Below are 14,085 nucleotides of genomic sequence, written 5' to 3' on the forward strand. Positions count from 1 at the left end.
GCGGAATTTCATGGGGAATGATGGAACGATTCCCGAGAATTGATCAACAGACTGGAGGAGAACATGCGGCGTTTTCGAGATTGGGGGATGAGAAGCAAGGTCTTGAGCCTTTTTCTCGCTGCGGTCGTGCTGGTTCTGGGGGGGCTCCTTGGGTACTTCATCCCGGTGGTGGGGGATTCGCTTATGGAGGAGAAGAGCATCGCCACCAGGAGCTCGGTGGAGACTGCCTATTCTGTCATGCAATATTACGGGGATCAAGCAGCCAGCGGCAGCCTGAGCCAGGAAGAGGCCCAGACCAGGGCCAAGGCGGCCATCAGGGCGATGCGCTACATGGGCGATAACTATTACTGGATCAACGACCTGGGTCCAACCATGATCATGCATCCGCTCAGGGCAGACATGGATGGGCAGGATCTGACCAACTCCAAGGACCCGGACGGCAAGGCGCTCTTCGTGGAAATGGCCGAGGTGTGCAAGAAGGCCGGGGAGGGCTTTGTGCCCTACATGTGGCCCAAGCCGGGTTCGGAAAAGCCAGTGCCCAAGATATCCTACGTCAAGCTCTACAAGCCGTGGGGCTGGATGGTGGGCAGCGGCATCTATGTTGATGATGTCCAGGCTCAGATATCTGCCCTGCGCTGGCAGATTCTCATTCCAACCATCATCGCCATGGGGCTGATCATCGCTGTGGTCGTGTTCGTGGTCCGGGGAATCGTCACCCCGCTGGTGGAGGCCGTGCACGTTTCCAACCGCATGGCCGAGGGCGACTTGAGCATGGATGTCAATGTCCGCAGCCGCGACGAGGTGGGCCAGCTTTCCCAGTCCATGGCCAACATGGTCGCCGCGCTTCGGCGCGTGGTGGGCGAGGTGCGCTCGGCCAGCGAGCAGGTGGCAGCGGGCAGCGAGGAGCTTGCCGCCTCGGCCATCGAGCTGTCCCAGGGCGCCACCGAGCAGGCCGCCAGCGTGGAGGAGGTCTCGGCCTCGATGGAGGAGATGACATCGAGTATCGGCCAGAACGCCGAGAACGCCCAGACCACCAACTCCATGACCAATCGGGCAGCTGTGGACACAGACAAGGGCGGGCAGGCCGTGGCCAAGACCGTGGAGGCCATGAAGCAGATCGCGGACAAGATCCTCATCGTCGAGGAGATCGCCCGGCAGACCAACCTGCTGGCGCTCAACGCGGCCATTGAAGCGGCCCGTGCGGGCGAGCACGGCAAGGGATTTGCCGTGGTCGCAGCCGAGGTGCGCAAGCTGGCCGAGCGCAGCGGCACGGCTGCCGCCGAGATCAGCGAACTCTCAACCACCAGTGTCAGGGTGGCCGAAGAGGCGGGCGGGCTGCTCGCCAAGATCGTGCCGGACATCCGCAAGACAGCGGAACTGGTGCAGGAGATCGCGGCGGCCAGCAACGAGCAGAACGCTGGCGGCGAGCAGGTCAACAAGGCCATCCAGGAACTGGACAAGGTCATCCAGCAGAATGCGTCCGCCTCGGAAGAGGTGGCGTCCACGGCAGAGGAGCTGTCGAGCCACGCCGTGCAGCTCCAGCAGTCGATCCGTTTCTTCAAGGTGTCGGACGGCGACATCTCCGCGCCTGCGCCTCAGAGGCTCAAGGCCAAGAAGGCATATGATCCGAACACAGGCAAGGTGACGGGCGGCAAGGCGAAGCTGGCCAAGCCGGTTGGCAGGGCGGCCGGAGCACCCAAGCCGCTTCCATCGGCCAGGTCCGGCCCGGCGCCGGGTTCTGGTGGCGGCGTTGATCTGTCCATGGACGACGACGATTCCGGATTCGAGCGTTTCTGATAGTTGCCAAATAGGGACAATGATCGGAGCCGCCTGAATCGTGGGCGGCTCCGACGTTGTGTTTTGCGGTGCAGCGTTGTATTGCTGGGAACGCTTCCCACCTGGTCCAGAGGGCAAGCGCGCGTCGCCCCACCGCAGATCATCGACCGTCCGGAGGAACCCCGTGAATATATCCTTTCGTCTGATTGGCTCCGTTCTCCTCATTTTCCTCATCATTGTCGGCATGTTCGCCGCCACTTGGATGGTCACGTCGAGCCAGCAGAGCGACAGTCTGGTCATCAACATAGCCGGGCGCCAGCGCATGCTGGCCGAGAAGCTGGGCAAGGAAGTCCTGGCCTTTGGCGCACAGGGCGACACAGCCCTGCGCGGTCAGATCGAAATGACCATCGCCCTGTTTGAGAAATCCCTTGCCGCCCTCGATGATTCCGGCCCAGTGCCCCTGACCCTGAAGCCCGCAGGCCCCAAGGGTGAACTGCCCAAGGCGAGCAAGGCTGCCAGCGAAAAGCTGGGCAAGGTGCGCCAGCACTGGAACAACTACAAGGCGCTGGTTGAGCAGGGGGTTGCCACGGGCAAGCCCGATGTGGCGAAAATATCGGACCTGAGCGAGGCGGTGCTCATGTCCATGAACGAGGCCGTGGTCCTGATGCAGCAGGAGTCCGAGGGCCGTGTCACCACGCTGCTTGTCAGTCAGGCGGCGTGCGTGGGCATCGCCATCGTCATCGTGCTGCTGGTGCTCTATAACCTCAAGGTCAAGCTGACCAAGCCGCTCAATTACCTCAAGGAATACGCCGAGGCCGTGGCCGGAGGCGACTACAAATCCGTGATCCGAGGCGAGTATGCCGAGGAGCTGCTCGACCTGAAAAACGCCACCGTGACCATGGTGGGGGCGCTGGGCGAGAACATGGCCCAGGCGGAGATCCGGGGGAGGGAGGCCGAGAAGAGCGCCGACGAGGCCAGACAGGCCGTGGCCAGGGCCAGCGAGCAGCAGGCCCAGGTCAGGGAACTGCTCGACACCATGGGGCGGGCCGCGTCCAAGGCGAGCCGCATCTCCCGCGATGTGGCCGAGTCCGTGGCCCAGCTCGCCACCCAGGTGGACGAGGTCAATCACGGCACGGACGTGCAGCGCGATCGCATGGCCGAGACCGCCACGGCCATGGAGGAGATGAACGCCACGGTGCTCGAAGTGGCGCGCAACGCATCCAACGCGGCCCAGTCGGCTGACCGGGCCAGGGAGAACGCCCGGACCGGGGCCGAGGGCGTCCGCGCCGCCGTGGCCTCCATCGACGCCATCAAGGACCAGATTCTCGAACTCAACGCGAGCATGGGCGAACTGGGCAAACAGGCCGAGAACATCGGCAAGATCATGAACGTGGTCACGGACATCGCGGACCAGACCAACCTCCTGGCCCTCAATGCGGCCATCGAGGCTGCCCGGGCCGGGGATGCGGGTCGCGGCTTCGCCGTGGTGGCCGATGAGGTCCGCAAACTGGCCGAAAAGACCATGCAGGCCACCAAGGAGGTGGGCGACGCGGTGTCGTGCATCCAGGCCCAGGCCAGGGAGAATATCAAGGCCGTGGAAACCTCGGTCCAGGACATCGTCAAATCTACCGTCGCGGCCAACGAGTCCGGCGAGTTCATGGCCGAGATCGTGTCCATCGTGGGCGAGACCGCGAGCCAGGTGGAGTCCATCGCCACCGCCTCGGAGGAGCAGTCCGCCGCCAGCGAGGAGATCAACCAGGCCGTGACCGATGTCACGCGCATCGCCTACGAGACGGCCCAGGGCATGACCCGCGCGGCCCAGGCCCTGGACGCCATGGCCGCCATGGCCGCTGACCTGGACGCGGTGATCCGCGACATGACCAGGGAGGACGCGGGCGGGGAGGCAAGGCCTGCCGAGCGCCATGCCGGGGAACACGGGGATAAGCGCGGAAACGGTCACGCGGCCACGCCTGCCAGGACCGCCCCGGCCAAGGCCCCGGCGAGTCACAAGGCGTTATCGCCAGCGGCCTCGTCCTCCAGCGGCAGGGCGCAGCAAAAGCTGTCGGACCGCTCCGGCCTCAAGTCCGCCGATCCGGGCGGCATCATGCAGTGGGCCGACGACCTGTCCGTCAACATCCGCGAGATCGACGAGCAGCACCTGCGCCTGATCGACCTCATCAACAAGCTGCACAACGCCATGCGCACCGGCAAGGGCATGCAGGCCACGATCAAGGTGCTCGAAGAGCTCAAGGACTACACCGTTTTCCACTTTTCCACCGAGGAGGCCATGTTCGAGGAGCATGCCTATTCCGGCATGATCAACCATGTGGCCGCCCACAAGTCCTTTGTGAACAAGGTGATCGAGTTCGAGGAGAGGATTCTGTCCGGCAAGGCGGCGGTGACCATGGAGGTGATGAACTTCCTCAAGGACTGGCTGGTCAAGCACATCAAGGGCGTGGACAAGAAATACAGCGGATTTTTCAACGACCGCGGCGTGTATTAGGCCAGGGCCGGAAGCCTCGATGCGCCCCGGCTTGCCCCGGCCATGGACCAAGGGCGGGCCTGGGGCGTTTTTGCGTGGCGGGCCGTGGATGTTTTTGCTATTGAGGGTGTTGCGGTGTCCGTCACCGGTGGTGTGTCGGGCGCGTTCACGTCGAGAATCTGTTTCAAGGAATACCGATGTCCGAGAGTTACATGGAAAAGGCGCTGGTGAAGCTGGCCAGGCAACTCAACGCCTATGACGAGGCCTCCCTCATGAGCCTGTGGGAGAAGTATGCGGAGAAAGTGCGCCAGTTCGAGCCCACCAAGCGGTGGGAGGAGTCGGTGCTCATCTTCAACCTGATCCAGTCCACTCGCCTCAAAAACCAGCTGTTCAATTACAATTGGGCGCAGTCGCGCATGCCCGGCGACCCGCATGCGGACATAGACCTTGCCGCCCTGACCGCCCCTGAACGCACCATGCACGAGGTGACCAAGCCGCCACGCTCCGCCGGTCCGAGCGAAGTTCCGCCGATCAGGCCCAGAGCGGACCGCAAGGGCAAGCTGCTCACCCTTGAGCCCAGGAAGAAGAAATAATTCAAGCCCTGCGCGGTTGACAGACGTGCGCGTTTGTACTTACGGAAGATAACCGTTTGTGCGCGCAATTCACGCCGGGGCGGGTTCCCGGTTTTTCAAGGAGCAATTCATGGCCAATATAGTCGTTTTCGGCTCCCAGTGGGGAGACGAGGGCAAGGGCAAGATCGTCGATATCCTTGCCGAGCAGGCGAGCGCGGTCGTCCGTTTTCAGGGCGGCAACAATGCCGGTCACACCCTGGTGGTGGAGGGCGAACAGTGCATCCTGCACCTTATTCCGTCGGGCGTGCTGCATCCGGGCAAGCTCTGTCTCATCGGCAACGGCGTGGTCCTCGACCCTGTCGTCTTCTGTCAGGAGGTGGACAAGCTGGCTGCCAAGGGGCTTGATGTTTCCCCCACCCGGATGATGATCAGCAAGAAGACCCACGTCATCATGCCCTACCACCGGCTCATCGACTCGGCCCGCGAGACGACCAAGTCAGAGGCCAAGAAGATCGGCACCACCGGTCGCGGCATCGGCCCTTGCTACGAGGACAAGATGCACCGCTGCGGCATCCGGGCCTGCGACTTTGCCGACCCCGAGCTGCTGCGCGAGAAGATCGGCAAGGCCCTGGAGGAGAAGAACGTTCTCTTCAAGCATTTTTACGGGGTGGGCGAGCTTGATCCCGAGGCCGTGTTCGCCGAGGTGCTGCCCTATGCCGAGCGGCTGGTGCCCTACCTGGGCGACGTGTCCACGGCCATCCAGACCGCCCAGAAGGACGGCATGGTCCTGTTCGAGGGTGCTCAGGGCACCCATCTGGACATCGACCACGGCACCTATCCCTTTGTCACGTCGAGCAACACGGTCACGGCCAACGCCGCGTCCGGCTCGGGCTGCTCCCCGCGCGACCTGCACCGCATCGTGGCCATCGTCAAGGCCTACACCACCCGCGTGGGCGGCGGTCCCTTCCCCACCGAGCTGCTGGACGCCGACGGCGACTACCTCCAGAGCAAGGGGCACGAGTTCGGGGCCACCACCGGGCGCAAGCGGCGCTGCGGCTGGCTCGATCTGGTGGTACTCAAGGAGTCGGTGCGGCTCAACGGCCCCACCGAGCTGGCCATCACCAAGCTCGATGTGCTCTCCGGCCTCAGCGAGCTCAAGCTCTGCGTGGCCTACGAGTATCGAGGCGAGACCATCCTCTATCCACCGCAGGAGCAGAACGGCATGGGCCACGTCACGCCGGTCTACGAGTCCATGCCGGGCTGGGACGAGGACATCTCCGCCGCGCGTTCCTGGGGTGACCTCCCGGTCAACGCCGTCAACTACCTGAGGCGGATCGAGAAGATCACCGGGGTTCCGGTGGGCATTGTCTCCGTCGGTCCCGACAGGGTGCAAACCTTCTGATACCGGAGCGCGCGATGATTCCCAACGCCGACCCGCTGGCCGCCCTCGTCGGGCAGGAACATGCAGTCAGGCGGCTCAACGCCATCGCGGCAGACCCTCCGCAATCCATGGTCATCGAGGGCGGCGACGCGGACAGCCGCGTCGCCCTCGCCCTGTACTGGGCCATGCGCCTCAACTGCGTGACCGGTTCAGTCCCGTGCGGCCAGTGTCCGGCGTGCAGGCAGATCGGCGACCTCGCCTTCAACGACCTGCTCTTCTACGATGGCCGCGAGGGGTTGATCAAGGTGGAGTCCGTGCGCGAGCAGCGGTCCACCTGGGGCCAGCCGCCCCATGGAGACGGCCATCGGGTGACCATCTTTGCCGAGGCCCAGATGTTCATGACCGAGGCGGCCAACGCGCTGCTCAAGTCTCTGGAGGAGCCGAGGCCCGGCAACGTCTTTGTTCTGGCCGCGCCGCAGCGCGAGCGGCTGCTCGAAACCCTGGTCTCGCGGTCGTGGGTGGTCACCCTGGCCTGGCCCGACATCCGCGAGAACGAGCCGGCCATTGCCGAGTGGACCACGGCCCTGGTCGGGTTCTGGCAGTCGGGCCGGGGATGGTTCGAGCGCACCTCGTCCAAGGGCGCGGTGGACAAGCATCTGGCCATGCAGGTGGTGCTGGGCATGCAGCGCGAATTGCGCGAGGCCCTCTCCGGCTCCTGCGCCACGCCGCTCTCGGCCAGCCTTGCCCGCTCCTACGACCTGCGCGGCCTGCGCCGCATCGGTCTGGCCCTCGATCAGGCCCAGGACGCCCTGAACACCCAGGTCCCGGTCAACCCGGCCATGGTCCTCGACTGGGTGGCCACGCGCATGATTTAGAGGCGTTTGCCTCCATATTGCCATGGCCTGTGCGGCCACTGGAAAAAACAAGGGCGCTTCGGCATGAAGCGCCCTTGGTGCGTTCGTGGGACAGGTGCGGCTCAGGCCACTTCGATGAGCAGGGGGATGACGTGCAGGGTGGCCGAGACCTCCCTGGTGGAGCCGAGCTTCCAGGAGGCGGTCCCGCTGCCGGTGGCCTGGGCCACGGCCTCGGCGATGCCGGGCACGTTGATCACCGGATGGCGCGAGAAGACCTGGGGCAGGCCGTAGGTCAGGTTGCAGGCCAGACATTTGCCTGGACGCTGCATGAGCCGAAGCTCGAAGTGCAGCTTGGTGTCGCAGCCGCCGGAGTAGCCCAGCTCGATATCGTAGCTTCCTTCCTCGGCATCGCCGAACAACGCCTCGAAGAACTGCTCGGTGCGGTCTGCGGGAAAAAGGTCCGCGAGTTTCTCCTGGGTGAAGATATCCTGGTAATGACCCATGGCCGGTTCCCCCTGTGTGCTGATGTGAACGTCTGTGCGGGAACGAGTTGTCTACAAAAAAATATCGCCCCTTTCAAGGGGTTTCGACTTTGTGTCAATCCAGCACCGACAGCCAGAACCAGAACACGCCAACACCTGAGAGCAGGAAGATCAGGGACGGCCAGAAAATCTTCCGCCAGGTGGTGCCCAGCTCGCAGTTGAAGTATTGGCAGGTGAGCACGAAGCAGATGTGGATGGGCGAGACCATGACCCCGGTGAATCCGAAAAAGGTGGCCAGGACGAGATAGGGGATGGTCTGGTCCTGCATGCCCAGGGTGTTCAGCACGCCAAGGAGCAGGGGGAAGGTCGCCCCGACAAAGGCCACGTTGATCCCGGCCACCATGCCCACCAGAAAGGGCAGGAAAGTGGCCGAGGCGATGAGCGCCGCCTTGCCGCCCGCCACGCGCGACATCTCGTCCACCACGCCGCTGGCCTGCATGATGTCCTTGAAGACGAAGATGGAGATGACCACGAAGAGCATGGACCACAGCGACTTCTTGGTCAGCACCTGCCGCAGGAAGGGCAATCCGAGCTGGGTGTTCTGGATCATGACGCAGACCACGCTGGCGGCCAGGGCGGCGAGTACGCCCCACTCGAAGGCGATGGAGGGCGCAAAGACCGAGATGGCGCTTTCAAGGCCGATGGCTCCGCAGATGGCGATGATCAGGGGCAGCCCCTCGCGCAGGACCGCGCCCTTGCTGCGGCTGACAGACAGCCCGGTCACGGCGATGTCCTTGGCATCCAGCACGCCGGGGCGCAGGAAGAAGAACCAGCCCGTCAGCAGCATGAGCGGGGTGCCCGGCCAGGTCTTGGAGATGAGGTCGATGATGGGGATGTCGGCCAGGGCCACGGTCAGGATGATACCCGGATACAGCGGCCAGCACATTTCCCAGACATGGCGGAACCAGTAGTTGAGCATGGCCCGGTCGCTGTTTCTGATGGACATGTTCTCGGACACGGTCTTGACCATGGGCGCGGAGAAGACCGCCCCGCCGGGCATGGGCAGCAGCCCGATCAGGGCCGGGAAGAAGATTAGCCTGAGCCGGGGGCTTGTCAGGTAGCCGGACAGAGACCCCATGAGTCGGCTCGACTGCCCGGAGCGCTCCATGGCATCGGAAAGCAGAAGGATCAGTCCGACGATGGCGGCCAGGAAAAGAAAGCTCTCCTGGGCCAGGGCCAGGACACCGGTCTGGGCAATGGGCAGCGGGGCCATGCCAAAGAGCAGGCCGAGGATCACGCCCCCGGTCATGATGGACAGGCCAACGCCAACCTTGAAGCGCATGCCTGCGAGCATGACGGCAAAGGCGAACAGAATCTTGAGGAAGGGCGCGAATTTGACGAGCAGGGGTTCCACGGTGAGAGTCCTCCGAAACGGTTTGCATACACCCACGGATGGTCCTACTCCCATTCGGCCCGAATGAAAACGGCGAATTCCCGGTTCTGCCCGCCTGACCCCTTTGCTCCAAGGCCCAGGGGGCGCTTGCCGGAATGCTCGCATTGGGCTAAACTCGTCAGCGCCAGCCCGGCGCGTGTTCACGGCAAACCACTCGGGAGACGACAGCTCATGTCCATGACCCCCAAGCAACTAAAAACGCACATCTTTTCCGTCATCATCAGCAAGGTCGAGGAGCAGGACGAGGCCAGACGCTCCGAGGCCCTGGCCGAATTCATGTCCGTCACTGGCACGGCGGGAAACGCAGCCGAGACCGTGGCCGATCTGATCCCGCCGCTGATGCACGACCTGTACGAAAAGTGGATCACCCTGTTCGTGGACCGTCTGCTCGAAACCGTGGACGCCCGCAACATCGAGCTGCTCTGTGACGGCAGCGCGGACAACAACGCCGCCCTGGTCCTGGCCTACATCATGTTCCTCGAATCGGCGCGCATGGAAAAACAGATCGACGCCGACCTGCGCGAGCATGGCCTCAAGGCGGCTGACTCGGACCTGGGCGATGTGGCGGCCAACTACATCCGCGCCCAGATGGCCCGCGTGGCCAAGGCGACCAGGGATTCGGAAGACGACACGCCCAAGGGCAACGCCTGACTCAAGTTGCACGCGGGGCGCATCTGCGGGTGCCAGAAAGAATCAGGGCCGACGCATGGGTATCATGCGTCGGCCCTGATCCTTTCTGATTTGCGCAGCGGGTGGTTTAGAGGGCGTCCACCCGCAGAGGCTCGCCCTTTTCCGGGGCCAGCCGCAGGGAGAGGGCGTCCTTGGAGCAGGCCTCCACGCACACGCCGCAGCCCATGCACCGCTTGGCGCGGATAAAGGCCATGCCGCCCCGAAAGCCGATGGCCTTGAACTGGCACTTTTCGGCGCACAGGCCGCAGCCCACGCACGTCTCCTGGTCCACCTCGGCCAGGTAGCCGGACGAGCAGAGCATTTGCACGCCCATGCGCTGGGCCTTCATGGCCCCGCAGCAGCAGGAGCAACAGTTGCAGATGGCGTAGAACCGGCCGAGCATGACATCCTTGAAAAAGGCGTGGGCCACATGGCCGCGCGCGTTCTCGGCCTTGAGGATGCGTACGGCCTCGTCCGTGTCGATCTCGCGCGTCTTGTCCGGGTGGTGTTCGAGCATGAAGGAGCAGAACGGCTCGCCCACCAGCAGGCAGACATCAATGGGCGTGCAGGGGTTCTTCATGCCCGCCCGGCACGGACAGTCGAGCAGGACGATTTTTTCGGGGTTGTTGAGCACAATCTCGCGGGCGCGGGTGTAGGGCAGCACCTGCTCGGAGACCGAGGTGTTGACCGCCCGGTCGAGCCGGATCAGTTTGGTCGCCTCGGCCAGGGGCAGGGCCTTGCCGTGGTAGGTGTCGGCAAAGGTGGGCTTTTCTTGACCGGGGTCGCCGGTCCGGCTTTGGTCCGTGGGCTGGAAAGGGGAGTGGCGGTCGAGCAGCAGGACCAGCGGGGCCATGAGGTATCGCCACCACGGTTTTTTGTCGCCCGCCATGCCGATATACTGGTAGGCGAAGCGGCCATAGAGATAGCCGTGCAGCCAGTCGATGAAGGGCATGCCCTGCTGGCGGGCCATACGGCGGTAGTTGATGGTGGACTGTTTTATGAAGGGTATGCGCATGGTGGTCCGCCGTGTTTTTTTTGGGTGAGACTTTGGTGCCAAAGTGTACCCTTGGGGAGGATAAAGTCAATGGTCCTGCGCATCACGCTTCAGGGCAACGAAAAAGGGGAAGCCCGGTTTGCGGACTTCCCCTGTGTTTTCTTTCGGGCTCGGTCTAGTCGGTCTTTTTCTTCTTGCCATCCTCGCGGTGGCGGACCAGGGCCGAGAGCTGCTGCTTGCGCAGTCGGATGGATTTGGGGGTGACCTCCACCAGTTCGTCGTCCTTGATGAAGTTCAGGGCGTATTCCAGGGTCATGGTCTTGACCGGGGTGAGGGTGACGGCCTCGTCCTTGCCCGAGGCGCGCATGTTGGTCAGCTTCTTCTCTTTGGCCGGGTTGACGTTGATGTCGTTTTCCCGGTTGTGCTCGCCGATGATCATGCCCTCGTAGATGGGCTCGCCGGGCAGGATGAAAATGCGGCCCCGCGGCTCCAGGTTGAACAGGCCGTAGGCCACGCCCTTGCCCGAGCGGTCGGCCACCAGGGAGCCGGTGTAGCGCGTGGCGAAGTCGCCCCGGTACTCGCCGTAGCCCTCAAGGTAGGAGTTCATGATGCCGGTGCCCTTGGTGTCGGTCAGGAACTCGTCGCGGTAGCCGATGAGCGAGCGCGACGGGACCGAGAATTCGAGGCGCACGCGGCCCGTGCCGTGGTTGACCATGTTGGTCATGCGCGCCTTGCGGGCCGAGAGTTTCTCGGTGACGATGCCCATGAAGGCCTCGTCGCAGTCCACATAGAGGTGCTCGATGGGTTCGAGTTTGACGCCGTCCGTATGCTTGTAGATGACTTCGGGGCGGCCCACGGAAAGCTCGAAGCCCTCGCGGCGCATCTGCTCCACGAGGATCGCCATCTGGAACTCGCCGCGCCCTTTGACGATGAACGCCTCGCGGGTGTCGGTCATCTCCACCTGAATGGCGACGTTGAGCAGGGTCTCCTTGAACAGCCGGTCGCGGATCTTGCCCGCCTGGACCAGCTTGCCCTCGGTGCCTGCCAGGGGCGAGGTGTTGATGCCGAACTTCATGGACACGGTGGGTTCGTCCACGGTGATGCGCGGCAGGGCCTTGGGGCTTTCCTTGGTGCAGATGGTGTCGCCGATGTGCACATCCTCGATGCCAGCGATGACCACGATGTCGCCCGGTATGCAGGTCTCGGTGGAGACCACCTTGAGGCCGTCGTAGGTCTGGAGCTTGGTCAGCTTGAGGGAAATGGGCTTGCCGTCCTTGGGCAGGCAGACCAGGGCGTCGTTGGAGCGGACCTTGCCGTGGTGGACCTTGCCGATGGCCAGACGGCCCACGTAGTCGGAGTAGGAGAGGTCGGACACGAGCATCTGGAAGGGCTCTTCGGGGTCATGCACCGGGCCGGGCACCTTGTCGATGATCATGTCGAGCAGGATGTGCAGGTTTTCGCCGCGCTCCTCGGCCGTCTTCATGGCAATGCCGTCGCGGCCAATGGCGTAGAGCAGGGGGAAGTCCACCTGATCCTCGCGGGCGTCCAGGTCGATGAACAGGTCGTAGATTTCGTCGAGCACCTCGGCGGGGCGGGCGTCCTGCCGGTCCACCTTGTTGACCACGACCATGAGGGCCAGCCGCTGCTCAAGCGCCTTCTTGAGCACGAAGCGGGTCTGGGGGAGCGGGCCTTCGGAGGCGTCCACCAGCAGGATGGCGCCATCGGCCATGGACAGGGAGCGCTCCACCTCGCCGCCGAAGTCGGCGTGGCCGGGGGTGTCGATGATGTTGATCTTGACGCCCTTCCAGGTGACCGAACAGTTCTTGGCGGAGATGGTGATGCCGCGTTCGCGTTCAAGGTCCATGGAGTCCATGATGCGGTCGTCCACGTTCTGGCCTTCGCGGAACAGGCCGGACTGTTTGAACAGGGCGTCCACCAGGGTGGTCTTGCCATGGTCGACGTGGGCGATGATTGCGATATTGCGAATTTTTTCGTTGATGATTCTGGTGCTCATTGTGACTCCGGTATCCAGTATATAGTAATGGGCGCATGTGCGCAGGCAAGCGGTTAGCCGAAACCGTGAGGGCTGGCAAGCGGAGAATGCGTGTCGGGCAAGAAATCCTTTTGATTCCGAAGAAAAATGCGATAGCTTGGGCGCGTCCCGATTCTGCCACCTCACACGGAGATCCGCATGGCTCAAAGCTCCCCCTCCACCGGCAAAGTCATTACCACCTCGCTCATCGTCACCGGCAACATGCTCGGCGCTGGCATCCTGGCCCTGCCCGTCGATCTTGGTCCGGCGGGGCTTTTTCCGGCAGTGCTGGGTGCCCTTGGCGTGTGGGCGCTCATGACCTGCACCGGGCTGATCATCGCGCGCCAACCCTTTCTCGCCCAGAACAGGGACGCGGATCTGCCCACCTTCTTCGAGGTGGTGCTCGGCCCGGTGGGCAAGTGGGTCAGCGTGGCCGCCAACCTCGTCATCTTCTACGGGCTGCTCACGGCCTATCTGGCCGGGGTCGCCTCGGTGCTGGTGGAGTCGCTGGGGCTTGCCGTGCCCAGTTGGGTTGCCCTGGCGGGCTATTTCTGCATCGCCACGCTCTTTGCCTCGTTCGGCGATGTGGTCCTGCGCAAGGGCGCGACCGTGTTCATGACCATCATGTGGGGGCTTTTCGCCGTGCTGGTGGTCATGGTGGTGCCGCATTTTGAGGGCCACGGCGCGCGCGGGGTCGATCTCGTCTTTTTCACCTCGGCCCTGCCCATCCTGGTGGTGGCCTTCAACTTCCACAACGTCATCCCGACCCTGTGCCGGGTGCTCGACCACGACCGCCAGGCCATCACCCGGGCCATCTGGTTCGGCTCCGGCCTGGGCCTGACCATGACCCTGATCTGGACCGTGGCCGCCATGCTGACCCTGCCCATGGAGTCGGCCAACGGCGTGGATATCATCTCGGCCTTCAAGTTGAACGAACCGGCCACCGTACCCCTGAGCCGACTGATCACCTCGAGGTTATTTCTCGATGTTTCCGTGGCCTTTGCCGTGGTGGCCATGACCACAGCCTATATGGCCACCGGCGTGGCCATGCTCAGCTTCCTGCGCGACGTGGGCGGGCGCATGGGCCGCAACCGGCTGGTTGTCTGGCTGACGGCCTTTGTGCCGCCCCTGCTTGTCGGCGCGCTGTATCCCAATATTTTCATCGACGCCCTGAATGTGGTGGGCGGCATCGGCGTGGGCAGCCTGTTCGGCATCCTGCCTGGACTGCTGCTCATCAGACAGGGCGAACCGGGATCGCGCAGGCGGCTGGCCGGATGGGGCATTGTCTGCTTCTTCTCCGTGGTCCTGCTGGTGGAGATCGCGCAGATGACGGGCCTTGTCCACATCACGCCGGATGTCGAGTACTGGAACGCCCGTCAGGGAAGGTGAA

At 63.7% G+C, this 14,085-nt stretch carries 11 protein-coding genes; 7 read left to right on the top strand and 4 right to left on the bottom strand.

Annotated elements, in window-relative coordinates; translation table 11 throughout:
* Positions 1 to 63: 63 nt before the first annotated feature.
* The 5 genes from DAES_RS05250 to DAES_RS05270 all read left to right on the top strand — a co-directional run bounded on the left by DAES_RS05250 (position 64) and on the right by DAES_RS05270 (position 7,086).
* The gene (locus DAES_RS05250; protein ID WP_013513997.1) at positions 64 to 1,797 is read left to right on the top strand and encodes a methyl-accepting chemotaxis protein; all 1,734 of its coding nucleotides are present in this window, start codon (positions 64 to 66) and stop codon (positions 1,795 to 1,797) included.
* A gap of 163 nt (positions 1,798 to 1,960) precedes the next feature.
* On the top strand, positions 1,961 to 4,279 hold the full coding sequence (locus DAES_RS05255) for a bacteriohemerythrin (RefSeq protein WP_013513998.1): 2,319 nt from the start codon (positions 1,961 to 1,963) through the stop codon (positions 4,277 to 4,279).
* A gap of 176 nt (positions 4,280 to 4,455) precedes the next feature.
* Positions 4,456 to 4,851 carry a hypothetical protein gene (locus DAES_RS05260; RefSeq protein WP_013513999.1) on the top strand — a complete coding sequence of 132 codons (396 nt, stop codon included), beginning with the start codon at positions 4,456 to 4,458 and terminating at the stop codon, positions 4,849 to 4,851.
* A 109-nt stretch (positions 4,852 to 4,960) separates the two neighbouring features.
* On the top strand, positions 4,961 to 6,232 hold the full coding sequence (locus DAES_RS05265) for an adenylosuccinate synthase (protein WP_013514000.1): 1,272 nt from the start codon (positions 4,961 to 4,963) through the stop codon (positions 6,230 to 6,232).
* Between the two features lie 14 nt (positions 6,233 to 6,246).
* Positions 6,247 to 7,086, top strand: coding sequence for a DNA polymerase III subunit delta' (locus DAES_RS05270; RefSeq protein WP_013514001.1), 840 nt, complete (start codon positions 6,247 to 6,249; stop codon positions 7,084 to 7,086).
* A gap of 101 nt (positions 7,087 to 7,187) precedes the next feature.
* On the opposite strand, the gene DAES_RS05275 is transcribed toward DAES_RS05270, so the two are convergent.
* Entirely contained in the window at positions 7,188 to 7,568 is a 381-nt protein-coding gene (locus DAES_RS05275; protein WP_013514002.1) for a hypothetical protein, read from the bottom strand.
* A gap of 94 nt (positions 7,569 to 7,662) precedes the next feature.
* Positions 7,663 to 8,961, bottom strand: a complete 1,299-nt coding sequence (locus tag DAES_RS05280) for a DUF401 family protein (protein WP_013514003.1) — start codon at positions 8,959 to 8,961, stop codon at positions 7,663 to 7,665.
* 210 nt (positions 8,962 to 9,171) lie between these two features.
* Here DAES_RS05280 and DAES_RS05285 point away from each other — a divergent pair, with 210 nt between their 5' ends.
* On the top strand, positions 9,172 to 9,651 hold the full coding sequence (locus tag DAES_RS05285) for a hypothetical protein (RefSeq protein ID WP_013514004.1): 480 nt from the start codon (positions 9,172 to 9,174) through the stop codon (positions 9,649 to 9,651).
* Positions 9,652 to 9,757: 106 nt separating this feature from the next.
* Here the strand turns inward: DAES_RS05285 and DAES_RS05290 are convergent, their stop codons facing one another.
* Together DAES_RS05290 and typA are read right to left on the bottom strand one after the other, a co-directional pair.
* Positions 9,758 to 10,684, bottom strand: a complete 927-nt coding sequence (locus tag DAES_RS05290) for a 4Fe-4S binding protein (RefSeq protein WP_013514005.1) — start codon at positions 10,682 to 10,684, stop codon at positions 9,758 to 9,760.
* A 154-nt stretch (positions 10,685 to 10,838) separates the two neighbouring features.
* Positions 10,839 to 12,677: a translational GTPase TypA gene (gene typA / locus DAES_RS05295; protein WP_013514006.1), complete on the bottom strand. Its 1,839-nt coding sequence runs from the start codon at positions 12,675 to 12,677 to the stop codon at positions 10,839 to 10,841.
* A gap of 177 nt (positions 12,678 to 12,854) precedes the next feature.
* On the opposite strand from typA, the gene DAES_RS05300 reads away from it, so the two are divergent.
* Positions 12,855 to 14,084 (top strand): aromatic amino acid transport family protein, encoded by a 1,230-nt coding sequence (locus DAES_RS05300; RefSeq protein WP_013514007.1) that lies wholly within the window; start codon positions 12,855 to 12,857, stop codon positions 14,082 to 14,084.
* Position 14,085: the final 1 nt, after the last annotated feature.

This window comes from Pseudodesulfovibrio aespoeensis Aspo-2 (assembly GCF_000176915.2).
GTDB lineage: Bacteria > Desulfobacterota > Desulfovibrionia > Desulfovibrionales > Desulfovibrionaceae > Pseudodesulfovibrio > Pseudodesulfovibrio aespoeensis.